This window comes from Streptococcus agalactiae (assembly GCF_949788565.1).
Classification (GTDB): Bacteria; Bacillota; Bacilli; order Lactobacillales; family Streptococcaceae; genus Streptococcus; species Streptococcus agalactiae.
This window is the reverse complement of the sequence record NZ_OX460931.1, coordinates 1,874,932-1,899,566: the sequence shown is the minus strand read 5'-3', so window position 1 is coordinate 1,899,566 and position 24,635 is coordinate 1,874,932. Positions and strand designations below refer to the sequence as shown.

Below are 24,635 nucleotides of genomic sequence, written 5' to 3'. Positions count from 1 at the left end.
GGATATAGGCCTATTAGAGAAAAGTTGCTTTGTAAAGCAAAGTAGGCTTTGTTAAATTTTAGGCCTGGGTATTAAATTATGGCAAAAGATATTAAATTTTCAGCGGATGCCCGCTCAGCAATGGTGCGTGGTGTTGATATTTTAGCTGATACAGTCAAAGTAACATTAGGTCCTAAAGGCCGTAATGTTGTTCTTGAAAAAGCATTTGGTTCTCCTTTAATTACAAATGATGGTGTGACAATTGCTAAAGAAATTGAGCTAGAAGATCACTTTGAAAATATGGGAGCTAAACTTGTGTCAGAAGTGGCTTCAAAAACTAATGATATTGCAGGGGATGGCACTACAACTGCTACTGTTTTGACCCAAGCTATTGTACGGGAAGGTCTTAAAAATGTAACTGCAGGGGCAAATCCGATTGGCATTCGTCGTGGTATTGAAACAGCTGTTTCAGCAGCAGTTGAAGAGCTAAAAGAGATTGCACAACCAGTTTCAGGCAAAGAAGCTATTGCTCAAGTTGCGGCTGTGTCTTCACGTTCTGAAAAAGTTGGGGAATACATTTCTGAAGCTATGGAGCGCGTGGGTAATGATGGTGTTATCACTATTGAAGAATCGCGAGGTATGGAAACAGAGCTTGAAGTTGTGGAAGGAATGCAGTTTGACCGTGGGTACTTGTCACAGTATATGGTAACTGATAACGAGAAAATGGTCTCTGAACTTGAGAATCCGTATATCCTTATTACAGATAAGAAAATTTCAAATATCCAAGAAATTTTACCATTATTAGAAGAGGTTCTTAAAACAAATCGTCCATTGCTAATCATCGCTGATGATGTTGATGGAGAAGCTCTCCCAACGCTTGTTCTTAATAAAATTCGTGGAACTTTCAATGTCGTAGCTGTTAAAGCGCCTGGATTTGGTGATCGTCGTAAAGCCATGCTGGAAGATATTGCTATCCTAACAGGAGGAACTGTCGTTACTGAAGACCTTGGTTTAGACTTAAAAGATGCTACTATGCAAGTTTTAGGACAGTCTGCTAAAGTAACAGTAGATAAAGATTCTACTGTTATTGTCGAAGGTGCCGGTGACTCATCAGCAATTGCTAATCGCGTAGCTATCATTAAGTCACAGATGGAGGCTACAACTTCTGATTTTGATCGTGAAAAATTACAAGAACGACTTGCCAAGTTAGCCGGTGGTGTAGCAGTAATTAAAGTTGGTGCAGCGACTGAAACAGAATTAAAAGAGATGAAACTTCGCATCGAAGATGCGTTAAATGCAACGCGTGCTGCAGTTGAAGAAGGTATTGTTTCAGGTGGAGGTACGGCTCTTGTGAACGTTATTGAAAAAGTAGCGGCACTGAAACTTAATGGTGATGAGGAGACTGGACGTAATATTGTTCTTCGTGCTCTCGAAGAGCCTGTTCGTCAAATTGCTTACAATGCTGGATATGAAGGTTCAGTTATTATTGAACGTTTAAAACAGTCTGAAATTGGTACAGGATTTAATGCGGCTAATGGAGAATGGGTAGATATGGTTACCACAGGTATCATTGACCCTGTCAAAGTAACACGTTCTGCACTTCAAAATGCGGCATCTGTAGCAAGTCTTATCTTGACTACAGAAGCAGTAGTAGCAAATAAACCTGAACCAGAAGCTCCTACAGCTCCTGCAATGGATCCATCTATGATGGGTGGCTTCTAATCACTAACTTATCACAACATAAAACTCCCCTTTAACAAAGGGGAGTTTTATGTTGTGATAATAGAGATATGATAGTCACTACCACTTGCGGTAAGAAGATCATAAGGATAGGCCATCCAATATTTGCCAGTAGTGGGAGGAAAAAAAGTAGCAAAACAATGATTGCTATTATCTTAGATTGAGATTGATAAGCTAAGAATTGAATTATGGCTAATAGAATTAAGTAACTAATAAGTATAAATAACATAGCAAAGAGCATTCCGTACCCAGCACCCATTGACGGTTCCTTTGGAGGGGCTAGAAAATAACTTAACTTAAAATAAGCGCCAACTATTAGGCCCATAATTAATTCGGTAAAAGTTATGAAAAAAGCAACTTTTAATAGTCTATTTTGCATAGGCTTGTCTCCTTAATGAGAGGTAATGGACAATTCAAAGTGCTCAATGGGAACGTAATGCTTATTACACATTAGTATTTTCTCTTGGTTAAAAATTGTTTCTTGTATTAATATGAATTGTCCATGATCGGATAGGGTATATTTGGTTGCTGAAAAATTGCCAGATGTCGCATATCCCAAATGGCTTTGTGAGTGGCTTGATATGCCTTCTTGATAGATACCTTCTTCAATGAAGTTTAACAACTGTTTAGTATCATGTAAAGAAATCTCAGCATCTGAAATAAGTTCGATAGGGATAAAAGAAAGTGTGTAAGCTAATGGTCCATCATCGGTGTGGTACCAACGATCAGCAATAACAACTACAGGGGTTTCTTGTTTAAGTGAAGCTGTGATAGCTTCTGCAGGAACCTCTACACGAAATTCTAATTCCACTTCTGTAATTTTGGAAGTTAGACAAGTTTTAATAGGGTGTTGTCTATTTTCGTAACCGTTTTCAGACAAGTTGCTAGAATTTTCTCTAATGAAATTACCTTTTCCTCTGATATTTTTAACCAAATGGTCTTCTTGTAATAGTGCTAATGACTTTCGTAAAGTAGCTCGACTAACATTAAGTTGCCCTGCTAATTCGGGCTCAGAAGGCAATTGCATTCCAGGAGAATAAGTACCGTCTTGAATCATGTTAAAAATCTTATTGTAGACTTGCACATGCTTTAGTTTATTTAGTTTATTATTTAGTTCATTTTTAGGCATTGTAACCTCCGTATACAAGTTAGTTTAATTGAAAAAATTAGAAAAATCAAGTTAAAAAATAAAACGTTTTCTTTCGATAAAAGCGTTTACAAAGGTTGTCTTGTATGTTATTATACAAGTGTAAAAAAAATAGACAAGACATTAAGGAGGTCTTTATCATGCAGAATTATTCAGGTGAAGTCGGATTGCAATATCACCTACAGATTCGTCCAGGTGATGTAGGTCGTTATGTTATCATGCCAGGTGATCCAAAACGTTGTGCAAAAATTGCAGAACATTTTGATAATGCAGTTCTTGTAGCAGACAGCCGTGAATATGTTACTTATACAGGTACATTAAACGGTGAAAAAGTCAGTGTTACTTCAACTGGTATTGGTGGTCCATCAGCGTCTATTGCGATGGAAGAATTGAAACTCTGTGGCGCTGATACCTTTATCCGTGTTGGAACATGTGGTGGTATTGACCTTGATGTTAAAGGCGGAGACATCGTTATTGCAACTGGAGCTATCCGTATGGAAGGTACAAGTAAAGAATATGCTCCGATTGAATTTCCTGCTGTAGCTGACTTGGAGGTAACGAATGCTCTAGTTAATGCAGCTAAAAAGCTTGGTTACACAAGTCACGCAGGAGTAGTTCAATGTAAAGATGCATTTTATGGACAACATGAGCCAGAACGTATGCCAGTTAGTTATGAATTATTAAATAAATGGGAAGCATGGAAACGTCTGGGAACAAAAGCGTCTGAAATGGAATCTGCAGCTCTTTTTGTAGCAGCAAGTCATCTAGGAGTTCGTTGTGGATCAGATTTCCTTGTTGTTGGTAATCAAGAACGCAACGCTTTGGGTATGGATAACCCAATGGCTCATGACACAGAAGCAGCTATTCAAGTTGCTGTTGAAGCACTCCGCACACTTATTGAAAATGATAAATCACAATAAGCGAGGTTTTGGAAGTCATCATGCAATTTATTTATAGTATTATTGGTATTTTATTGGTATTAGGAATTGTGTATGCAATTTCTTTCAATCGTAAGAGTGTTTCTCTAAGTTTAATTGGAAAAGCTCTTATCGTTCAATTCATTATTGCGCTAATCTTAGTACGTATCCCACTAGGCCAACAAGTTGTTAGTGTTGTTTCAACTGGAGTTACTAAAGTAATCAACTGTGGTCAAGCTGGTTTAAATTTTGTGTTTGGTTCATTAGCAGATAGTGGAGCAAAAACTGGTTTTATTTTCGCCATTCAAACGCTTGGTAATATTGTTTTCTTATCTGCCCTAGTTAGTCTACTTTATTATGTAGGAATCCTTGGATTTGTAGTAAAATGGATAGGTAAGGGTGTTGGTAAAATTATGAAATCCTCAGAGGTTGAGAGTTTTGTTGCCGTAGCTAATATGTTTCTTGGTCAAACAGACAGTCCAATTTTGGTTAGCAAATACCTAGGTCGTATGACTGATAGTGAGATAATGGTTGTGTTGGTATCAGGTATGGGAAGTATGTCAGTTTCTATTCTTGGTGGCTACATTGCATTAGGCATTCCAATGGAATATCTCTTGATTGCTTCAACAATGGTTCCTATTGGCAGTATTCTCATTGCTAAAATCTTATTGCCTCAAACAGAACCTGTTCAAAAAATTGATGACATTAAGATGGATAATAAAGGTAATAACGCCAATGTGATTGATGCAATCGCTGAGGGTGCAAGCACAGGTGCACAAATGGCTTTCTCAATTGGTGCTAGTTTGATTGCCTTTGTTGGTTTAGTTTCTTTGATTAATATGATGTTAAGTGGATTGGGAATCCGCTTAGAACAAATCTTCTCATATGTTTTTGCTCCATTTGGTTTTCTTATGGGATTTGACCACAAAAACATTCTTCTAGAAGGAAACCTTCTTGGAAGTAAGTTGATTTTAAATGAGTTTGTTTCGTTCCAACAATTGGGTCACCTAATCAAATCTTTAGATTATCGTACAGCATTGGTAGCAACTATTTCACTTTGTGGTTTTGCTAATTTATCAAGTTTAGGTATTTGTGTTTCAGGTATTGCTGTTCTTTGTCCAGAGAAACGTGGCACCCTAGCTCGACTTGTTTTCCGTGCAATGATTGGTGGTATTGCTGTAAGTATGCTTAGCGCCTTTATCGTCGGTATTGTAACTCTATTCTAAAAGTTGACAAAAGAAAGAAGGATAGTAACGTGGAAGTAAAAGATATTTTAAAAACGGTAGACCATACTTTGCTAGCAACAACAGCAACATGGCCAGAAATCCAAACAATTTTAGATGATGCAATGGCTTATGAAACAGCTTCAGCATGTATTCCAGCCTCTTACGTCAAAAAAGCAGCAGAGTACGTTTCAGGTAAATTAGCTATTTGTACTGTTATTGGGTTCCCAAATGGCTATAGTACAACTGCAGCGAAGGTTTTTGAATGTCAAGATGCTATTAAAAATGGTGCTGATGAAATTGACATGGTCATTAATTTGACAGACGTTAAAAATGGGGATTTTGATACTGTTGAAGAAGAAATTCGTCAAATCAAGGCTGCATGTCAAGACCATATCTTAAAAGTTATCGTTGAGACATGTCAATTAACTAAAGAAGAACTTATCGAACTTTGTGGAGTTGTCACACGTTCAGGTGCAGACTTTATTAAAACCTCTACTGGTTTTTCGACAGCAGGTGCTACATTTGAAGATGTTGAAGTGATGGCAAAATATGTCGGCGAAGGTGTTAAAATTAAGGCAGCAGGTGGAATCTCATCATTGGAAGATGCTGAAAAATTTATTGCTTTAGGAGCTTCACGCTTGGGTACTAGCCGTATCATCAAGATTGTTAAGAACCAAAAAGTTGAAGAAGGCACTTATTAAATAATATAAAGGAAATAGGAAGGATGCTGGTCTGACTTCCTATTTTCAATTGATAAAGGAGAAGTTATGTCACAATTTGATCGCATTCACTTAGTTGTCTTAGATTCAGTGGGTATTGGAGCGGCACCAGATGCCAATGATTTTGTCAATGCAGGAGTTCCTGATGGTGCTTCAGACACGCTTGGCCACATTTCAAAAACAGTTGGACTTGCGGTGCCAAACATGGCTAAAATCGGACTTGGTAATATTCCTCGTCCCCAAGCGCTTAAGACCGTCCCTGCAGAAGAAAATCCAAGTGGCTACGCGACGAAGTTACAAGAAGTATCACTTGGTAAAGATACAATGACAGGGCATTGGGAGATCATGGGCTTAAATATTACAGAGCCATTTGATACTTTCTGGAATGGTTTTCCAGAAGATATCATCACAAAGATTGAGGATTTTTCAGGACGTAAAGTTATTCGTGAAGCGAATAAACCTTATTCAGGGACAGCTGTTATTGATGACTTCGGACCACGCCAAATGGAAACTGGTGAGCTCATCATCTATACCTCAGCTGATCCAGTCCTACAAATTGCAGCTCATGAGGATATCATCCCTCTAGAAGAACTCTACCGTATTTGTGAATATGCTCGTAGTATCACAATGGAGCGTCCAGCTCTCCTTGGTCGTATTATCGCTCGTCCATATGTAGGTGAACCAGGCAACTTTACGCGTACAGCCAACCGTCACGACTATGCAGTATCACCATTTGAAGATACCGTATTAAATAAACTAGATCAAGCTGGCATCGATACTTATGCTGTTGGTAAAATCAATGATATTTTCAATGGTTCAGGCATTAATCATGATATGGGACATAACAAATCAAATAGTCATGGTATTGATACTTTGATAAAAACAATGGGGTTATCAGAGTTTGAAAAAGGCTTCTCCTTTACTAATTTGGTTGACTTTGATGCTCTCTATGGTCACCGTCGTGATCCTCATGGCTATCGTGATTGTCTTCATGAGTTTGATGAGCGTCTTCCAGAGATCATTTCAGCAATGCGTGACAAAGACTTACTTTTGATCACTGCCGATCATGGTAATGACCCAACTTATGCAGGCACAGACCATACAAGAGAATACATTCCTCTCTTAGCCTATAGCCCATCCTTCACAGGAAACGGACTTATCCCAGTAGGGCATTTCGCAGATATTTCAGCAACAGTTGCGGATAACTTTGGTGTTGATACTGCGATGATTGGAGAGAGCTTCTTGCAGGACTTGGTATAATCATAGACAAAAATTTTAGAGGTTGAAATCGGATTATGGTTTCAATCCTTTTTTCGTTTTGTTATAATAGAAAAATAGCGGTTACAAGTACAAATACAGCTGTTTTATCAGTGTTGTAACTTTTCTTTAAGCAATTTACTTTAATATAAAGTGAATGAGAGGATAAGGTATGTTTGATTTTTTTAAGAAAAAAGTTGTTAAAGTGTGCTTAGTTATTTTTGGTATAGTTTTAGTATCACTTCTGAGTCTAGGATTCTTTTATTTTTCAAAGGGACAAGTACTTAGTCGTTTTGTAGCAGCACGTTCTCGTACGTCAGGTCAAGCGTTTGATAATATTAAAGAATACATGGTTTGGTCAGATACGGGAGAATCTATCACAAATGATGAGGCCAATTACGCTAATTTTGAGCCCCTGTCTAAAAGTGAGGCGCGTAAATTAGGGCAGGAAATAAAAGAAGGAAACAAAAATGATTCAATGTATCTAAAGCGTGTAGGTAGTCGCTTAGGTATATTCCCTGATTATCGTATTGCTAATAAGCCTATGTCTTTGACCTTGAAAACCAATGTTCCTAAATTGGATGTTTTGTTGAATCAAAAAAAGGTCGCAACAAGCAATTCAGATCATTTTTCAGTAACGGTGGAACGTTTACCTAGAACCCATTATACTGCTAGCCTTGAAGGGACTAGTGACGGAAAAGAGATTAAACTCAAAAAAGATTATGATGGTAAAAACCAAACTATTGATTTATCGGTCGCTTTTAAATCTTTTACAGTAACAAGTAATCTTATGGATGGTAATCTTTATTTTGGTGATAATCGTATTGCTAAATTAAAAGATGGTAGCTATTCCGTAGAGAATTATCCAGTGACTGATGGTTCAAAAGCTTATATCAAAAAGGTTTTTAATGATGGTGAGATAACCTCTCATAAACAAAAATTAATCTCTATCGCTGATAATCAGACAATCAAATTAGATGTTGATGGTTTATTAAATGAAAAAGAAGCTGGACAGAAATTGATAACTGCTTTCAATCAATTGATACTTTATGTATCAACTGGGCAAGACCCTCAGACTTTAGGAACAGTTTTTGAAAAAGGTGCCGAAAATGATTTTTACAAAGGATTGAAAGAAAGTATTAAAGCAAAATTTGTAACTGATAATCGTAAAGCGAGCCATTTCACTATTCCTAATATTGTCCTTAATAAAATGACACAGGTTGGGAAAGAAAGTTATCAAGTTAATTTTGCTGCCGATTATGATTTTAATTATGATAAATCAACAGATCCTGATAAGAAAACATATGGCCACATTATTCAGAATTTAACTGGTAATTTTATTATGAAAAAATCAGGAAATAGTTACCTTATTTCTAATGATGGTAAAAAAGATATCACAGTAGCTAAGGAAACTAATAAAGTTAAGGCTGATCCCGTTTCCATTTTTCCAGAGAACCTTGTAGGAAGTTGGAAAGGTGAAGTTGAGGACGGTACAGTAACGATGACTTTTGATAAGGATGGTAAAGTTACTCAGAAAAAAGTTTACAAGGATAGTAAATCTAAGGAAAGTAACCATTCTGCTAAAGTTACGAAGTTGGAGGATAAGGGAAATGGGCTCTACCTTTATCAATATGAATCAGGTACTGATACTACAACTTTTGTAACAGGAGGTATCGGTGGTCTTAAAGTTAAATACGCCTATGGAATAAAAATTGAAGGGAATAAGATCATCCCAGTAATCTGGCAGACATCTAGTGATGGAGAATTTGATTACCATAAACCACTACTCAGTAAGCCATTAACTAAGCAATAATGATTAAAAGGAGTTGGATAATTATTATCCAACTCCTTTTTTATAATTGTTTAAAATCTTCTCGAAAGTAGATGAAGGGGCCTCTACGCTAATAGTTTCGCAAGTTAGTGGATGAGATAGAGTCAATCGGTGAGCGTGTAGCATTAACCTTTCATTATTAGAAGAAGGGTTGTAGAGGGGATCTCCTATTAAAGGATGTCCGTGATGAGATAAGTGAATGCGAATTTGATGGGTTCTTCCGGTTTCCAGTCGGCATTTTATGAGACTACTATTTTGGGTATACTTCAAAACGTCAATGATTGTCATAGCATGTTGACCGTTTTTAGAATCAATGATTCGTTTACGTCTGTCATGACGGTTCCGTCCAATTTTGTCTCTCAAGACTTGATGCTTAGGTGAAAATTTTCCTTCAACTAAAGCCCAATATTCACGCCAAATTTCTTTTCGTTCTAAGCGTTGATTGATAAGGGGAAGTATAAATGGATTTTTAGCAAATAAAACAGCTCCACTGGTCTCCATATCTAGGCGATGAACAACATAGCATGTTTGTCCAGAATAGGCAGATACATGATTTAACAGTGCTATTTCATTTGGTTGGTTACCGTGAGTTTTCATACCTTCAGGTTTATTAACGATAATAAGATGTTCATCCTCATAAAGACAATCAATAAGCTCTGCTCTGCCCAGAGGAATTTTTTTAGTAGGGTAATCCTCATCATCAAAGATTAAGGTAATAGTATCGTTTTCTTGGACGACAGTTTGCCAATTAATGAATTCATTGTTTATAAGTACATGTTTTTTAACACGCAAAAAATGTCTAATCTTACGTGGAATCAAAAAATAATCTTCAAGGAGTTCTTTAACGGTATGTTCACCGTATGGATTTCTAATTTTTAATGAAAATGACATGGTTTTATTATAGCATTTTATTGAAAATTGATATAATAAGTCTATGAAATTATTTGATAAGTTTATAGACTTATTTCGTGTTGACGAAGACAACGACGAAATGACAAGAAAAAATGAACAAGAAACTAGAGAAGAAACTAGTAATTTGGATGGCGAAGAAGTCTATGATATTGATGATATTACCCGACCTAGTAAATCCCAGTATCAGCGAGGCATTCGTCACCAAAAGAAAAATGCTAAATCTCGACCTGAATGGCTACAAAAAGTTGATCGTTACCTCCCTTCTCCTAAGAATCCTATCCGTCGTTTTTGGCGGCGCTATCGTATTGGGAAGTTGCTTTTTATCGCCTTAATGGCTTTTATTCTTATATTTGGTAGCTATCTTTTTTATCTTTCTAAAACTGCTACAGTTAGTGATTTACAGAGTGCTCTAAAAACAACTACCACCATTTATGATAAGAATAAAGAATACGCTGGAAAACTTTCGGGACAAAAGGGAACTTATGTAGAGTTAAATGCTATTTCTGATCATCTCAAAAATGCTGTTATAGCAACTGAAGATAGAACTTTTTATGAAAATAATGGTGTAAACTTTAAGCGATTTTTTTTGGCAGTAGCTACACTTGGGAAATTTGGCGGAGGCTCAACTATTACCCAGCAATTAGCAAAAAATGCTTACTTGTCACAGGACCAAACGATTAAACGCAAGGCGCGTGAATTCTTTTTAGCGCTAGAATTGACTAAGAAATATAGCAAGGCTGAGATTCTGACCATGTATCTTAATAACTCTTATTTTGGTAATGGTGTTTGGGGTGTGGAAGATGCTAGTAGGAAATATTTTGGAACCAGTGCTGCTAATTTGACAGTAGATGAGGCTGCTACACTTGCTGGAATGCTTAAAGGGCCAGAAGTTTATAATCCTTATTATTCTGTTGAAAATGCAACTAACCGAAGAGATACTGTTTTGGCAGCGATGGTTGATGCAGGTAAACTAACCAAGTCTCAAGCTAAAGAAGCTGCTTCAATTGGTATGAAAAATAGATTAGCAGATACCTATGCTGGTAAAATTAATGATTACAGGTACCCATCCTATTTTGATGCTGTTGTCAATGAAGCCATTGATACTTATGGTATTTCAGAAAAAGATATTGTCAATAATGGCTATAAGATTTACACTGCATTAGATCAAAATTATCAATCAGGAATGCAAAAAACATTTGATGATACTAGCCTCTTCCCTGTATCTGACTATGATGGTCAATCTGCCCAAGGTGCTAGCGTAGCTTTAGATCCAAAAACTGGTGGTGTAAGAGGTTTAGTTGGACGTGTTCAAAGTACTAAAGATGCACAGTTTAGAAGTTTTAACTACGCGACTCAATCAAAGAGAAGTCCAGCCTCAACCATAAAACCTTTAGTTGTTTATTCACCAGCTATTGCTTCAGGATGGTCAATAGATAAAGAACTTCCTAATAAAGTTCAAGATTTTCATGGTTATAAACCAAGTAACTATGGTGGGATTGAGACTGAAAGTATCCCGATGTATCAAGCACTAGCTAATTCTTATAATATTCCTGCTGTTTATACTTTAGACAAACTAGGAATCAATAAAGCCTTTACTTATGGCAGGAAGTTTGGTCTAAATATGTCATCAGCAAACAAAGAGCTAGGAGTGGCGCTAGGTGGAAGTGTAACCACTAATCCTTTAGAAATGGCACAAGCTTACTCAACTTTTGCAAATGACGGTATAATGCATCGCGCTCATTTGATTACTCGAATTGAGACAGCTAATGGAAAATTAGTAAAGCAATTTACAGATAAGCCTAAGCGAGTTATTAGTCGCTCAGTGGCTAGTAAAATGACTAGTATGATGTTAGGAACATTCTCAAATGGTACAGCTATTAATGCCAATGTTTATGGTTATACAATGGCAGGTAAAACTGGAACAACCGAAACAGATTTTAACCCCAATTTGTCTGGAGACCAGTGGGTAGTCGGCTATACGCCTGATGTCGTTATTAGTCAATGGGTTGGGTTTAAGAACACAGATAAACACCATTATTTGACAGATTCTAGTGCAGGTACAGCTTCAAATATATTTAGCACTCAAGCTTCATATATACTACCGTATACTAAGGGGTCTAGTTTTACTCATATTGAGAATGCTTATTTCCAAAACGGTATTGGTTCAGTTTATAATGCACAAGATGCTAGTAATACAACGAACCAAGAATCACGCTCAATTATTAATGATTTAAAAGATTCGGCAAGTAAGGCTGCACAAGATATTTCTAGAGCGGTGGAAGATTCAAATTTCCAAGAGAAGGTAAAAGATGCTTGGAATAGTCTAAAGGACTACTTTAGATAGCTTGCAGGATTATACAAATCATGTTAAAATAGCATTTATGGAGGCGTTATGGCACAAAAGAAAGCAAGCCTAGCGTGTACAGAATGCGGAAGCCGAAATTACTCAATCGGAGTAAGTAGCACCCCCAAGCCAACACGACTAGAAGTAAATAAATTTTGTAAATATTGTAAGAAATATACAATACACAAAGAAACGCGTTGATATAGCGTAACAAACTGCAAAAAGGAGAACTGATAATGTTTGTCAAAGGGATTTTTCAAGTATTGCGTGACACTACTTGGCCAAATCGAAAACAACGTTGGAAAGATTTTATTTCCATCTTGGAATACACTGTATTTTTCACAATCGTTATCTACATCTTTGACAAACTGTTAGCCGCAGGAGTCATGGACTTGATTAATCGATTTTAATAATAGATTATTTTAGATAGAAACAACCCAAACCCTTAGATTTTACTAAGGGTTTTTTGTGTGGAAAATAACATATATATCCGATTAGATTATAAAAAAATAATCTTTTGATTGTTTTTACTAGATTGTTGAGCAAAAAAATATTAAAAAAAAAGATATTTATTTTAATAAAATATAAATAAATTAAAGAAAAGTGTTGAAATAAAAAGCTACAAGATATATAATTAGTTAAGGAACTCAAATTAAATTAAAATAAACGTGGTCCTATCCTAATAAATTAGGATTTTTAACTAACTATATAAAGGAGCGAATATGAATAATAACGAAAAAAAAGTAAAATACTTTTTAAGAAAAACAGCTTATGGTTTGGCCTCAATGTCAGCAGCGTTTGCTGTATGTAGTGGTATTGTACACGCGGATACTAGTTCAGGAATATCGGATTCAATTCCTCATAAGAAACAAGTTAATTTAGGGGCGGTTACTCTGAAGAATTTGATTTCTAAATATCGTGGTAATGACAAAGCTATTGCTATACTTCTAAGTAGAGTAGATGATTTTAATAGAGCATCACAGGATACACTTCCACAATTAATTAATAGTACTGAAGCAGAAATTAACAATACTTTACCTCAGGGACGAATTATTAAACAGAGTATACCAGTCGTAAGATTAAAAGTTGAGAGATTGGGAAGTGGTGCAATTAAGGCTGAGTCGATTAATAATATTAAAGCTGAATCAATTAATAAAATTCAGGGTAAATCAACTAATACAATTAAGGCTGAGTCCATTAATAAAATTAAAGTAGAGTCTATTAATACAATCAAAGCCGAATCAATTAATAAAATTCAAGCTAAGCCAATTAACACAATCAAAGCCGAGTCTATTAATACAATTAAGGCTGAATCAATTCATAAAATTAAACCTCAATCAATAAAAAGTACTAGTGCTACACATGTTAAAGTTAGTGATCAAGAACTAGCTAAGCAGTCAAGACGTTCTCAAGATATCATTAAATCATTAGGTTTCCTTTCATCAGACCAAAAAGATATTTTAGTTAAATCTATTAGCTCTTCAAAAGATTCGCAACTTATTCTTAAATTTGTAACACAAGCCACGCAACTGAATAATGCTGAATCAACAAAAGCTAAGCACATGGCTCAAAATGACGTGGCTTCAATAAAAAATATAAGCCTCGAAGTCTTAGAAGAATATAAAGAAAAAATTCAAAGAGCTAGCACTAAGAGTCAAGTTGATGAGCTTGTAGCAGAAGCTAAAAAAGTTGTTAATTCCAATAAAGAAACATTGGTAAATCAGGCCAATGGTAAAAAGCAAGAAATTGCTAAGTTAGAAAATTTATCTAACGATGAAATGTTGAGATATAATACTGCAATTGATAATATAGTGAAACAGTATAATGAAGGTAAGCTCAATATTACTGATGCAATGAATGCTTTAAATAGTATTAAGCAAGCAGCACAGGAAGTTGCCCAGAAAAACTTACAAAAGCAGTATGCTAAAAAAATTGAAAGAATAAGTTTAAAAGGATTAGCGTTATCCAAAAAGGCTAAAGAAATTTATGAAAAGCATAAAAGTATTTTGCCTACACCTGGATATTATGCAGACTCTGTGGGAACTTATTTGAATAGGTTTAGAGATAAACGAACTTTCGGAAATAGAAGTGTTTGGACTGGTCAAAGTGGACTTGATGAAGCAAAAAAAATGCTTGATGAAGTCAAAAAGCTTTTAAAAGAACTTCAAGACCTTACCAGAGGTACTAAAGAAGATAAAAAACCAGACGTTAAGCCAGAAGCCAAACCAGAGGCCAAACCAAATATTCAAGTACCTAAACAAGCACCTACAGAAGCTGCAAAACCAGCTTTGTCACCAGAAGCCTTGACAAGATTGACTACATGGTATAATCAAGCTAAAGATCTGCTTAAAGATGATCAAGTAAAGGACAAATATGTAGATATACTTGCAGTTCAAAAAGCTGTTGACCAAGCTTATGATCATGTGGAAGAGGGAAAATTTATTACCACTGATCAAGCAAATCAATTAGCTAACAAGCTACGTGATGCTTTACAAAGTTTAGAATTAAAAGATAAAAAAGTAGCCAAACCAGAAGCTAAGCCAGAAGTTAAACCAGAAGCCAAACCAGATGTTAAGCCAGACGTTAAGCCAGAAGCTAAGCCAGAAGCCAAACCAAATATTCAAGTACCTAAACAAGCACCTACAGAAGCTGCAAAACCAGCTTTGTCACCAGAAGCCTTGACAAGATTGACTACATGGTATAATCAAGCTAAAGATCTGCTTAAAGATGATCAAGTAAAGGACAAATACGTAGATATACTTGCAGTTCAAAAAGCTGTTGACCAAGCTTATGATCATGTGGAAGAGGGAAAATTTATTACCACTGATCAAGCAAATCAATTAGCTAACAAGCTACGTGATGCTTTACAAAGTTTAGAATTAAAAGATAAAAAAGTAGCCAAACCAGAAGCTAAGCCAGAAGTTAAACCAGAAGCCAAACCAGATGTTAAGCCAGACGTTAAGCCAGAAGCTAAGCCAGAAGCCAAACCAGAGGCCAAACCAGAAGCCAAACCAGAGGCCAAACCAGAAGCCAAACCAGAGGCTAAGCCAGACGTTAAACCAGACGTTAAGCCAGAGGCCAAACCAGACGTTAAGCCAGAAGCCAAACCAGACGTTAAGCCAGAGGCTAAGCCAGAAGTTAAACCAGACGTTAAGCCAGAGGCCAAACCAGACGTTAAGCCAGAAGCCAAACCGGACGTTAAGCCAGAAGCTAAGCCAGACGTTAAGCCAGACGTTAAGCCAGAAGCTAAGCCAGACGTTAAGCCAGAAGTTAAACCAGAGGCTAAGCCAGAAGCCAAACCAGAGGCTAAACCAGAAATTAAACCAGACGTTAAGCCAGAGGCCAGACCAGAGGCTAAGCCAGAAGTTAAACCAGACGTTAAGCCAGAGGCTAAACCAGAAGCCAAACCAGCAACCAAAAAATCGGTTAATACTAGCGGAAACTTGGCGGCTAAAAAAGCTATTGAAAACAAAAAGTATAGTAAAAAATTACCATCAACGGGTGAAGCCGCAAGTCCACTCTTAGCAATTGTATCACTAATTGTTATGTTAAGTGCAGGTCTTATTACGATAGTTTTAAAGCATAAAAAAAATTAAATTTATTTTTAAACATAAACCGAAAGGTCTATCCTTTCAAAATCTTAAGGCAAACCTCATCAGAACTTTGCCTTTTTTATTTGAATTTTAGAATGATTTAGTCGGTACTTTAATTGACAGCTTATTTTATTTTCTTTATAATATATATTGAAAATAGCAGTCCAATAAGCCGTAAAAGGCTTTTTTATTAAGGAAAGGAAAACTTATGTTAGATTCTTTTGATAAGGGTTGGTTTGTACTCCAAACCTACTCAGGTTATGAAAATAAAGTAAAGGAAAATCTTTTGCAACGTGCGCAAACTTATAATATGTTAGACAACATTTTGCGTGTGGAAATCCCTACTCAAACTGTAAATGTTGAGAAAAATGGGAAAACAAAAGAAATTGAAGAAAATCGCTTCCCAGGTTATGTACTTGTGGAAATGGTAATGACTGATGAAGCCTGGTTTGTTGTTCGTAATACTCCAAACGTTACTGGATTTGTTGGATCACACGGCAATCGCTCTAAACCAACACCGTTGTTAGAAGAAGAGATTCGTTCAATACTCATCTCAATGGGACAAACCGTTGATGTCTTTGATACTAATATCAAGGAAGGTGATGTTGTTCAAATCATTGATGGTGCTTTCATCGGACAAGAAGGACGTGTAGTTGAGATTGAGAATAACAAAGTTAAATTAATGATCAACATGTTCGGCTCAGAAACACAAGCAGAACTTGAGTTGTACCAAGTTGCAGAATTATAAAACAAAAAGGCTATGTTAGACGGTTGTTTATCATGGCTTTTTAGTTAACATGATCTAAACTTTATATTCTTTTTCAGAAAAAATAGCTATATTTTGCTATACTTTAATCAAATATCAATATTAGAAAGTGATTGCCTATGTTGTCTGTTGGTTTAGTTTTAGAGGGTGGCGGAATGAGAGGTCTTTATACTGCTGGAGTTTTAGATGCTTTTCTAGATGCAGGAATAAAAGTAGATGGTATCGTATCTGTCTCTGCTGGTGCATTGTTTGGTGTTAATTTTGTATCTAGACAACGAGAGAGGGCTTTGCGATACAATAAAAAGTATTTATCCCATCCTAAATATATGAGTCTAAGATCATGGCTTCGAACAGGGAATTTTGTTAATAAAGATTTCACCTATTATGAAGTTCCTATGAAATTGGATGTATTTGACGATGAAGCATTTAAAAAATCAAATATTGATTTTTACGCAGTTGCTACAGAGATGACATCTGGTAAACCTGAATATTTTAAAATTGATAGTGTTTTTGAACAAATGGAAATTTTACGTGCTAGTTCAGCATTACCAGTAGTCTCAAAGATGGTTGATTGGCAGGGGAAAAAGTACTTAGATGGTGGTTTATCTGATAGTATTCCCGTTGATTTTGCCCGTGGTTTAGGATTTGACAAGTTGATTGTTGTGATGACTAGGCCGCTCAATTATCAGAAAAAGCCTTCAAGTGGACGATTGTATAAAACTCTGTATAGGAAATATCCTAATTTTGTAAAGACAGCCTCGAATCGGTACCAACAGTATAATAATAGCCTTGAAAAGGTCATGAGCCTTGAAAAAACAGGCGATCTATTTGCAATTAGGCCGAGTAAAAGCTTGGTTATTGGCCGCTTAGAGAAGAATCCGGATAAACTTGATAGTATTTATCAGCTTGGTATGAAAGATGCTAAAAGTATGATGCCTGAGCTGAATAGCTATCTAATGAAATAAAGAAAACAGTATTTCTCAATTGAGGAATACTGTTTTGTAATATCAGTCAGTTGGTTTGACATCTAATTGTGTTAAATTAGTGTGATATTTTTGACGTTTTAATTGCTTAATGCTTAGCATTGATAAGAAACTAACGATATAGAGACTTGCTAAGAAAAGCATGACCATAGAGACATTTGAAACGTCTAGGATCATTCCGATGATAACAGATGAAAAGCCACCTATTGCACGACCAACATTTAAGATAAGATTGTTAGCTGTTGAACGAATATGATGTGGATAGAGACGTGTAATCATGGCACCATAACCTGCAAACATACCATTAACAAAGAATCCGACAATTGCCCCGCCTATAATCATAGAAGGCATTGTTGTTGCGAATTGAAAGAGATAGACACAAATTGCAGATGAGAGAAGGAAACACCCGTATACTAAACGCGGTCCAAATTTATCTAACAATTGACCAAATACTAGCATGCCAAGACACATTCCAAGAATGGTTGCAATCATCCATAATGATGAATTCTTGATAGAAACGTTTAAGTTGGTTTGGATAATAGTTGGTAACCAGTTCATCATGCCAAAGTATCCAGCAATCTGAACAGTTGTCATAACCATTAGTGCTAGGCTCTGTGTGGCTAATACAGGAGTATCAAATAAAGCTTTTATACTGATATCTAGAGGTTCATCATCTGCGTCTGTATTATATTGATCTAAGATATCTTTATCATCAATAGCAAATTGCATCCATAGGACGAGAACTATAGGGAGAAGGCCAAAGAGAAAAAGTCCCCGCCAACCGAGTGCTGGGGCTAGCCATCCTGCTAAGAGTGCTGAGCTAATAGATCCAACTTGACCAGCTATACCATTTAGTGAAGAAATCCGGCCCATTTTATTAGCTGGGACAATTCCTGCCATAATGGCAATAGCGATACCATATTCGCCACCAACACCAATTCCTGCAATGAAGCGCATGATATAGAGATATGATAAATTAGTAGTGAAGAAAACTAAACCAGTTGCGATTGAAAAGATTAGAATCGTCCATTTGAAAACTTTAAATTTATTGTAGCGATCAGCTAATAAACCAAATATTAGTCCTCCCACGAGCATTCCCAAGTTGGTAATTGTCCCAATCCAACCAGCCTGTGCCGCAGATAAATGAAGATCAGTAATGATAGTTGACATAGAAAATGCAAGGAACATGATATTTAAATCATCGGTCCCGGATGCGACAATGGCAGCGATTAGGGCGCGCCAATTATTCTTATTGATATTTAATGGTGACATAAGTCTCCTCCTTTAATGATGGCTCACAGACCACCGTTATTAAATACTGTCAATAGAAAAAATTCTAAAACAGAGATGTCATAGCTGCTTCAACTCATTATAATGTAAAAGAAAAAACTCAAGATGCTACCCTTGAGTTCTATAAACGCTCGCAAAAATAGTAGGATTTCTGTATAGAATCCTATTTTGGTCGCTTATATGTCTCACAGGACACGGTTAAAGCATTATGTCATTTGGAAATAGTATAGAGTAAGTTTAGTTTATTGTCAAGGATAAGTGGGGAGAGAACCTGCTGTTGAGGGTATTTTCACCTTTTTTATTGCTATTTTTCGTGTTATAATAAGAAGACTATACTTTTTTGACATGGAGAAGTGCGATGACATTCTATAATCACAAAGAAATCGAACCCAAATGGCAAGCCTTTTGGGCAGATAATCATACTTTTAAAACAGGAACAGATGCATCAAAACCTAAGTTTTATGCCCTAGATATGTTCCCATACCCATCTGGAGCTGGTCTCCACGTTGGTCACCCAGAAGGCTATACAGCAACTGATATTCTCAGCCGTTTCAAACGTGCCCAAGGTCACAATGTCCTCCACCCAATGGGTTGGGATGCCTTTGGACTTCCTGCTGAGCAGTACGCTATGGATACTGGTAATGACCCAGCCGAGTTTACAGCTGAAAACATCGCTAACTTTAAGCGCCAGATTAACGCTCTTGGCTTCTCATACGACTGGGATCGCGAAGTCAACACAACTGACCCTAACTACTACAAGTGGACACAGTGGATCTTTACTAAGCTTTATGAAAAAGGCCTAGCCTATGAAGCTGAAGTTCCCGTTAACTGGGTTGAAGAATTGGGAACGGCCATCGCCAACGAAGAGGTTCTTCCAGATGGCACATCAGAACGTGGCGGCTACCCAGTTGTCAGAAAACCAATGCGCCAATGGATGCTCAAAATCACTGCCTATGCAGAGCGCTTGCTAGAAGACTTGGAAGAAGTTGACTGGCCAGAATCAATTAAGGACATGCAACGCAACTGGATTGGTAAATCAACTGGTGCCAATGTAACCTTCAAGGTTAAGGATACAGATAAGGACTTCACTGTCTTCACAACACGTCCTGACACCCTTTTTGGTGCAACTTACGCAGTTCTTGCTCCTGAACATGCCTTGGTTGATGCTATTACAACAGCTGACCAAGCAGAAGCTGTTGCCGAATACAAACGTCAAGCAAGTCTTAAATCAGATCTTGCCCGTACAGACCTTGCTAAAGAAAAAACAGGTGTCTGGACAGGTGCCTATGCTATTAACCCAGTTAATGGTAAAGAAATTCCAGTTTGGATTGCGGACTATGTCCTTGCCAGCTACGGTACAGGTGCTATCATGGCTGTTCCAGCCCACGATGAACGTGACTGGGAATTCGCAAAACAATTTAAGCTAGACATCATTCCAGTTCTTGAAGGTGGTAATGTTGAAGAGGCTGCCTTTACAGAAGACGGTCTTCACATCAACTCAGACTTCCTAGATGGTCTCGATAAAGCGTCAGCTATTGCCAAAATGGTCGAATGGCTTGAAGCAGAAGGTGTTGGTAATGAGAAAGTCACTTACCGTCTCCGCGACTGGCTCTTCAGCCGTCAACGTTACTGGGGTGAGCCAATCCCAATCATCCACTGGGAAGATGGGACATCAACAGCGGTTCCTGAGAGTGAATTGCCACTGGTTCTTCCAGTAACCAAGGATATCCGTCCTTCAGGTACTGGTGAGAGCCCACTTGCTAACTTGACAGACTGGTTGGAAGTGACTCGTGAAGATGGTGTTAAAGGTCGTCGTGAGACTAACACCATGCCACAATGGGCAGGTTCAAGCTGGTACTATCTCCGTTACATTGATCCACACAACACCGAAAAACTGGCTGATGAGGAACTTCTCAAACAATGGTTGCCAGTTGATATCTATGTCGGTGGTGCAGAGCATGCCGTGCTTCACCTTCTCTACGCTCGCTTCTGGCACAAGGTTCTTTACGATCTCGGTGTCGTACCTACCAAAGAGCCATTCCAAAAACTCTTTAACCAAGGGATGATTTTGGGAACAAGCTACCGCGACAGCCGTGGTGCACTTGTGGCAACTGACAAGGTTGAAAAACGTGATGGTAGCTTCTTCCATGTGGAAACTGGGGAAGAGCTTGAACAAGCACCAGCTAAGATGTCTAAATCACTTAAGAACGTTGTCAACCCAGATGATGTTGTTGAACAGTACGGTGCTGACACCCTTCGTGTTTACGAGATGTTCATGGGACCACTTGACGCTTCAATCGCTTGGTCTGAGGAAGGTCTTGAAGGCTCACGTAAGTTCTTGGACCGTGTTTACCGTTTGATCACGACTAAAGAGATCACTGAGGAAAATAGCGGAGCCCTTGACAAGGTTTATAACGAAACCGTTAAGGCAGTTACTGAGCAAGTTGACCAAATGAAATTCAACACAGCTATCGCTCAACTCATGGTCTTTGTCAATGCAGCCAACAAGGAAGACAAACTCTTTAGCGACTATGCCAAAGGCTTTGTTCAATTGATTGCACCATTCGCACCACACTTGGGTGAAGAACTCTGGCAAGTCTTGACAGCTTCAGGTGAGTCAATCTCTTACGTGCCATGGCCAAGCTATGACGAAAGTAAATTGGTTGAAAACGAAATTGAAATCGTTGTCCAAATCAAAGGTAAGGTCAAAGCTAAACTCGTCGTTGCTAAAGACCTTTCAAGAGAAGAATTGCAAGATCTTGCTCTTGCTAACGAAAAAGTCCAAGCCGAAATTGCAGGCAAAGACATCATCAAAGTCATCGCAGTACCAAACAAACTGGTTAATATTGTGGTGAAATAAGATAAAGATTTTACTAGAAATAGTGATATTTACGCGTATAAAATCCCAAAAGTTTATGAACTTTTGGGATTTTTCTATTTTTAGCTAAATCAGTCAGCTCGTACTGTTTTTTTAGCATAGTAAGTTTTTAATACCTCTTTTGTAATACCATGTTTTTGATAGATTTTTTCTATTTTTGACGTTAATATTTTTAGTTCTTTATTTTGGTTTTCAATAGAGTTATCAAATTTTTGATAGCGGTCGTTCAACCTTGTCTCAAGGTAAGCACGTTGTTCAAAATATAATTTTAATCTATTTTTTTCGTTAGTGGATAGGTTTGTCTTATCAATCAATTTTTTGACCTCACTTGTGCTATCCCATGTTTGATTATCAATAGAAGTATAGAATTTAGTTAGTAGACGTTTATTTTGCTTCTCTAGTTGGTTGATATCTTTGTTAATATACAATTCAATAACTTTTAAATCTTTTGCTTTTTTGACTTCAATATGTCGTTGGATATGGTCGATTTTAGCGTAGAGAGGAGCAGCTTCTTTATCTGCAACTTTTAACTTATGTTCAATAGTTTTTTGACTCATATGAACAGTTGATGTTTTTTGTGATTGTTCAGCCGTTACATGATTTGGTTGTAAACTCGTATATGTTGCTAAAGAGAGAACGGCAATAAGCGATAAGGAATGTATTTTTTTAGAATGTAACATATAAAAACTCACTTTCTTTTAGAATAACTTTTTGATCTATAGGTATTATAGGTTAAAAAAGCAATAACTTCTTTGAATTTTTGTAGGAAAAGTTAGGCAATTTTGTGGCAATTGAAATAAATCGTAAAAGTTGTTGAGGTTGAATCACTCTCAGCGATGATATTACCATGATGTTGCTTGATAATTTCTTTAGTCATTGCAAGTCCAATACCTGTTTGGCCGCCATGTCCTTTATAGAAGCGATCGAAAATATAAGGTAAGTCTTCTTTTGAAATGGCTGGTCCGTCGTTTGAGATAGTCAGTTTTTGATTTGTGTAAGAGATTTCAATATGAGAAACAGCATAGCGTAGTGCGTTACTAAGGATATTATTGATAGCTCGTTGAATCAACTCTTCGTTACCTTTTAGTAACTTTTCATGCTCGTCTGGTCTATAAGTGATACTAATTTTTTGTTTATTAGCTAGGGGTTTGAAATAAGCAATAATACTATTAAGTAATTCATTTAAAGAAAATTCATCTTTTTGATCACTTAAGTTACTGTCTAATTTAGAGAGTAAGATAATATCGTCTACGAGCTGTTTCATTTTTTTGCTCTCTTGCAGAATAACAGAGTGTGCGAGCTCGGCATCAATAATACCCTCTTGAACTCCCTCAGTATATCCTTGGATGGACATTAAAGGTGTCCGTAACTCGTGGGAGGCATTTTGAAAGAAGTTTCTTTGGCTCTCTTCTGCCTGGTAGATTCGATTTGCCATTTCTTGGCTCTCAAGTAGAAGAGGATCGAAATCAGAAAAGACAATTTCTTTTTGACTAGATTGATGATTGCCTTGATTTTTCCAAAGGTTGGAAATATAAGTTTGTACTGATTGAATAGATTCTCTAATTCCAGTGAAAGTCTTCCTCATAATAAATAGCATGGGAATATAGGTTAGTACTAAGATAACTATAAGAAAATGATTAATTTTAGTAATTAGATGCTGGGTGTAAGTAATGTCTGAAAAGTTAATCACATGAAAAAGTTGCGACTGTGCTTTAGGAACTTTTTTTATGCTACCATCAACAAGGATACCAGAGTAGTCTTTGCTCATTACATAATAGGTTTTTTTCTTGATGGTTACAAACATACCATCTTTTTCCTTGGAAATTTGCCACAATCTTTTTTGGGTAAGATAGCGAATAATATCATGGCTCTCTTTTTTATGATTATCAGTGCCATATTTCATACGATAATGCTGGTCAAAAATAGCATAGTAAGACCAAACAAAGATGCTATCTTGGTTAACCATATTTTCATCTGGTATTTTCTTGTTGTTATAGATACTATCTAAAATGGTGAAATTCGCCTGCATGGAATTCCTTGTCATTTGATGGACATAGTCTTTAATGACATAGTTGACAGAAAAATAGATGAGGTAAAAACCAAGAAATAGAGTGATGCTATTAATAAGGATAAGATTGCTAATTAAACTTTTCTTTTTCATTTGTCCTCTTTGATTAATTTGAAGCCGTAACCCCAGACAGTTTTGATACTAACTTGACTGTGGTATTGCTTAAATTTTTTACGTAATCGTTTAATAGTGTCATCAACTGCTCTGCTTTCAATATCATCAAATCCCCAAATACGATTAAGCAGTGTTTCCCTAGAAAAAGCAGTTTCAGGTTTTTCAATTAATACTAAAAGAAAATCAAATTCTGTCTTGGTTAAGGGCATTTCTTCATTTGATAATAGGGCTATTCGCTTTTCAGTATCCAGAGTTAAATCTAGGAACTGATACTGAGTGTCATTTTTGATTGCTTTTTCATCAAGGCGTTTGAACAATGCTTTAACATGTAGGCTAAGTTTTATAGGTGAAAAAGGCTTGGTGAAGTAATCGTCAGTTCCTAAATTAAAAGCCGTAATGAAATCAACATCAGAATCTCTAGCTGTTAACATGATAATAGGAACATTATCATATTGGCGGATGCTTTTCATAACATCTAAACCATTAGTTCCAGGCATCATTATGTCTAATATAACTAAATCGGGTTTTTGGTTTTTATAGGCTTCTAAGAGAAGGTCTCCAGTTTCAAATGCTCGAACAGTGAAACCATCATGTTCTAAAAAAGGAACCACCAAGTCACGAATATTCTTTTCATCATCAGCGAAATAAATTATTTTTGTCATGTATACCTCAATACCCATAGTTATAATTTGACTTTTAGCTAGCTGTTTATGTCATATCAAATATAACAAAAAAAGAGTTTTTTTCCTATTCTTTGAAGTGTTATAGTGTTATAAAACAAGATACTGCAGAGAAAAGGTCTTTAGGAACATCATTTTAAGCTCCTCAAAAAGGCACCCGTCACTAACTATTAATAGCTAGTAATTGATGC

Annotated in this window: 20 protein-coding genes; 13 read left to right on the top strand and 7 right to left on the bottom strand. The window is 36.7% G+C overall.

Annotation, left to right across the window (positions count from 1 at the left end):
• Nucleotides 1-78 precede the first annotated feature (78 nt).
• Nucleotides 79-1,701, top strand: coding sequence for a chaperonin GroEL (gene groL / locus QOR44_RS09600; protein ID WP_001029978.1), 1,623 nt, complete (start codon nucleotides 79-81; stop codon nucleotides 1,699-1,701).
• 31 nt (nucleotides 1,702-1,732) lie between these two features.
• On the opposite strand, the gene QOR44_RS09595 is transcribed toward groL, so the two are convergent.
• Both QOR44_RS09595 and QOR44_RS09590 read right to left on the bottom strand, forming a co-directional pair.
• Nucleotides 1,733-2,098, bottom strand: coding sequence for a hypothetical protein (locus QOR44_RS09595; protein ID WP_001181224.1), 366 nt, complete (start codon nucleotides 2,096-2,098; stop codon nucleotides 1,733-1,735).
• Nucleotides 2,099-2,110: 12 nt separating this feature from the next.
• Nucleotides 2,111-2,848, bottom strand: coding sequence for a GntR family transcriptional regulator (locus tag QOR44_RS09590; protein ID WP_001125582.1), 738 nt, complete (start codon nucleotides 2,846-2,848; stop codon nucleotides 2,111-2,113).
• A 158-nt stretch (nucleotides 2,849-3,006) separates the two neighbouring features.
• Between QOR44_RS09590 and udp the strand changes: the two genes are divergently transcribed.
• From udp to QOR44_RS09565, 5 genes are all read left to right on the top strand, one after another.
• On the top strand, nucleotides 3,007-3,786 hold the full coding sequence (gene udp, locus QOR44_RS09585) for a uridine phosphorylase (protein WP_001182060.1): 780 nt from the start codon (nucleotides 3,007-3,009) through the stop codon (nucleotides 3,784-3,786).
• 20 nt (nucleotides 3,787-3,806) lie between these two features.
• Nucleotides 3,807-5,009 (top strand): NupC/NupG family nucleoside CNT transporter, encoded by a 1,203-nt coding sequence (locus tag QOR44_RS09580; RefSeq protein WP_001159688.1) that lies wholly within the window; start codon nucleotides 3,807-3,809, stop codon nucleotides 5,007-5,009.
• A 29-nt stretch (nucleotides 5,010-5,038) separates the two neighbouring features.
• On the top strand, nucleotides 5,039-5,710 hold the full coding sequence (gene deoC, locus QOR44_RS09575; RefSeq protein WP_000453154.1) for a deoxyribose-phosphate aldolase: 672 nt from the start codon (nucleotides 5,039-5,041) through the stop codon (nucleotides 5,708-5,710).
• A 66-nt stretch (nucleotides 5,711-5,776) separates the two neighbouring features.
• Nucleotides 5,777-6,988: a phosphopentomutase gene (locus QOR44_RS09570; RefSeq protein WP_000077187.1), complete on the top strand. Its 1,212-nt coding sequence runs from the start codon at nucleotides 5,777-5,779 to the stop codon at nucleotides 6,986-6,988.
• Between the two features lie 169 nt (nucleotides 6,989-7,157).
• Entirely contained in the window at nucleotides 7,158-8,798 is a 1,641-nt protein-coding gene (locus tag QOR44_RS09565; protein WP_000459240.1) for a zinc ribbon domain-containing protein, read from the top strand.
• A gap of 24 nt (nucleotides 8,799-8,822) precedes the next feature.
• Here QOR44_RS09565 and QOR44_RS09560 read toward each other — a convergent pair whose 3' ends face one another.
• On the bottom strand, nucleotides 8,823-9,707 hold the full coding sequence (locus QOR44_RS09560) for an RluA family pseudouridine synthase (protein ID WP_000010477.1): 885 nt from the start codon (nucleotides 9,705-9,707) through the stop codon (nucleotides 8,823-8,825).
• Nucleotides 9,708-9,750: 43 nt separating this feature from the next.
• On the opposite strand from QOR44_RS09560, the gene pbp2a reads away from it, so the two are divergent.
• From pbp2a to QOR44_RS09530, 6 genes are all read left to right on the top strand, one after another.
• Complete coding sequence (gene pbp2a, locus QOR44_RS09555; protein ID WP_000764814.1) at nucleotides 9,751-12,072, top strand: penicillin-binding protein PBP2A; 2,322 nt, start codon at nucleotides 9,751-9,753, stop codon at nucleotides 12,070-12,072.
• A 48-nt stretch (nucleotides 12,073-12,120) separates the two neighbouring features.
• On the top strand, nucleotides 12,121-12,273 hold the full coding sequence (gene rpmG, locus QOR44_RS09550) for a 50S ribosomal protein L33 (RefSeq protein WP_000057521.1): 153 nt from the start codon (nucleotides 12,121-12,123) through the stop codon (nucleotides 12,271-12,273).
• Nucleotides 12,274-12,308: 35 nt separating this feature from the next.
• Nucleotides 12,309-12,482 (top strand): preprotein translocase subunit SecE, encoded by a 174-nt coding sequence (secE, locus tag QOR44_RS09545; protein WP_000497678.1) that lies wholly within the window; start codon nucleotides 12,309-12,311, stop codon nucleotides 12,480-12,482.
• A 312-nt stretch (nucleotides 12,483-12,794) separates the two neighbouring features.
• Nucleotides 12,795-15,668, top strand: a complete 2,874-nt coding sequence (locus QOR44_RS09540) for a YSIRK-type signal peptide-containing protein (RefSeq protein WP_161515407.1) — start codon at nucleotides 12,795-12,797, stop codon at nucleotides 15,666-15,668.
• Nucleotides 15,669-15,873: 205 nt separating this feature from the next.
• On the top strand, nucleotides 15,874-16,413 hold the full coding sequence (gene nusG / locus QOR44_RS09535; RefSeq protein WP_000887149.1) for a transcription termination/antitermination protein NusG: 540 nt from the start codon (nucleotides 15,874-15,876) through the stop codon (nucleotides 16,411-16,413).
• A 137-nt stretch (nucleotides 16,414-16,550) separates the two neighbouring features.
• Nucleotides 16,551-17,396, top strand: a complete 846-nt coding sequence (locus tag QOR44_RS09530) for a patatin-like phospholipase family protein (protein WP_000953631.1) — start codon at nucleotides 16,551-16,553, stop codon at nucleotides 17,394-17,396.
• A 42-nt stretch (nucleotides 17,397-17,438) separates the two neighbouring features.
• On the opposite strand, the gene QOR44_RS09525 is transcribed toward QOR44_RS09530, so the two are convergent.
• Complete coding sequence (locus QOR44_RS09525) at nucleotides 17,439-18,686, bottom strand: MFS transporter (protein ID WP_000074728.1); 1,248 nt, start codon at nucleotides 18,684-18,686, stop codon at nucleotides 17,439-17,441.
• A gap of 376 nt (nucleotides 18,687-19,062) precedes the next feature.
• On the opposite strand from QOR44_RS09525, the gene leuS reads away from it, so the two are divergent.
• Nucleotides 19,063-21,564, top strand: coding sequence for a leucine--tRNA ligase (gene leuS, locus QOR44_RS09520; protein WP_000145174.1), 2,502 nt, complete (start codon nucleotides 19,063-19,065; stop codon nucleotides 21,562-21,564).
• A gap of 89 nt (nucleotides 21,565-21,653) precedes the next feature.
• Here leuS and QOR44_RS09515 read toward each other — a convergent pair whose 3' ends face one another.
• The 3 genes from QOR44_RS09515 to QOR44_RS09505 all read right to left on the bottom strand — a co-directional run bounded on the left by QOR44_RS09515 (nucleotide 21,654) and on the right by QOR44_RS09505 (nucleotide 24,426).
• Nucleotides 21,654-22,262 (bottom strand): hypothetical protein, encoded by a 609-nt coding sequence (locus QOR44_RS09515; protein ID WP_000903269.1) that lies wholly within the window; start codon nucleotides 22,260-22,262, stop codon nucleotides 21,654-21,656.
• A 92-nt stretch (nucleotides 22,263-22,354) separates the two neighbouring features.
• Nucleotides 22,355-23,743: a sensor histidine kinase gene (locus QOR44_RS09510; protein ID WP_000730414.1), complete on the bottom strand. Its 1,389-nt coding sequence runs from the start codon at nucleotides 23,741-23,743 to the stop codon at nucleotides 22,355-22,357.
• On the bottom strand, nucleotides 23,740-24,426 hold the full coding sequence (locus QOR44_RS09505; RefSeq protein WP_000161343.1) for a response regulator transcription factor: 687 nt from the start codon (nucleotides 24,424-24,426) through the stop codon (nucleotides 23,740-23,742). Before QOR44_RS09505 ends, QOR44_RS09510 begins: the two co-directional genes overlap by 4 nt.
• Between the last annotated feature and the right edge of the window lie 209 nt (nucleotides 24,427-24,635).

What these genes read in the sequence shown, in the direction of transcription:
- groL (WP_001029978.1), top strand. Translation starts at nt 79, where the DNA reads ATGGCAAAAGATATTAAATTTTCAGCGGATGCCCGCTCAGCAATGGTG.
- QOR44_RS09595 (WP_001181224.1), bottom strand. Translation starts at nt 2,098, where the DNA reads ATGCAAAATAGACTATTAAAAGTTGCTTTTTTCATAACTTTTACCGAA.
- QOR44_RS09590 (WP_001125582.1), bottom strand. Translation starts at nt 2,848, where the DNA reads ATGCCTAAAAATGAACTAAATAATAAACTAAATAAACTAAAGCATGTG.
- udp (WP_001182060.1), top strand. Translation starts at nt 3,007, where the DNA reads ATGCAGAATTATTCAGGTGAAGTCGGATTGCAATATCACCTACAGATT.
- QOR44_RS09580 (WP_001159688.1), top strand. Translation starts at nt 3,807, where the DNA reads ATGCAATTTATTTATAGTATTATTGGTATTTTATTGGTATTAGGAATT.
- QOR44_RS09570 (WP_000077187.1), top strand. Translation starts at nt 5,777, where the DNA reads ATGTCACAATTTGATCGCATTCACTTAGTTGTCTTAGATTCAGTGGGT.
- QOR44_RS09565 (WP_000459240.1), top strand. Translation starts at nt 7,158, where the DNA reads ATGTTTGATTTTTTTAAGAAAAAAGTTGTTAAAGTGTGCTTAGTTATT.
- QOR44_RS09560 (WP_000010477.1), bottom strand. Translation starts at nt 9,707, where the DNA reads ATGTCATTTTCATTAAAAATTAGAAATCCATACGGTGAACATACCGTT.
- pbp2a (WP_000764814.1), top strand. Translation starts at nt 9,751, where the DNA reads ATGAAATTATTTGATAAGTTTATAGACTTATTTCGTGTTGACGAAGAC.
- rpmG (WP_000057521.1), top strand. Translation starts at nt 12,121, where the DNA reads ATGGCACAAAAGAAAGCAAGCCTAGCGTGTACAGAATGCGGAAGCCGA.
- secE (WP_000497678.1), top strand. Translation starts at nt 12,309, where the DNA reads ATGTTTGTCAAAGGGATTTTTCAAGTATTGCGTGACACTACTTGGCCA.
- QOR44_RS09540 (WP_161515407.1), top strand. Translation starts at nt 12,795, where the DNA reads ATGAATAATAACGAAAAAAAAGTAAAATACTTTTTAAGAAAAACAGCT.
- nusG (WP_000887149.1), top strand. Translation starts at nt 15,874, where the DNA reads ATGTTAGATTCTTTTGATAAGGGTTGGTTTGTACTCCAAACCTACTCA.
- QOR44_RS09530 (WP_000953631.1), top strand. Translation starts at nt 16,551, where the DNA reads ATGTTGTCTGTTGGTTTAGTTTTAGAGGGTGGCGGAATGAGAGGTCTT.
- QOR44_RS09525 (WP_000074728.1), bottom strand. Translation starts at nt 18,686, where the DNA reads ATGTCACCATTAAATATCAATAAGAATAATTGGCGCGCCCTAATCGCT.
- leuS (WP_000145174.1), top strand. Translation starts at nt 19,063, where the DNA reads ATGACATTCTATAATCACAAAGAAATCGAACCCAAATGGCAAGCCTTT.
- QOR44_RS09515 (WP_000903269.1), bottom strand. Translation starts at nt 22,262, where the DNA reads ATGTTACATTCTAAAAAAATACATTCCTTATCGCTTATTGCCGTTCTC.
- QOR44_RS09510 (WP_000730414.1), bottom strand. Translation starts at nt 23,743, where the DNA reads ATGAAAAAGAAAAGTTTAATTAGCAATCTTATCCTTATTAATAGCATC.
- QOR44_RS09505 (WP_000161343.1), bottom strand. Translation starts at nt 24,426, where the DNA reads ATGACAAAAATAATTTATTTCGCTGATGATGAAAAGAATATTCGTGAC.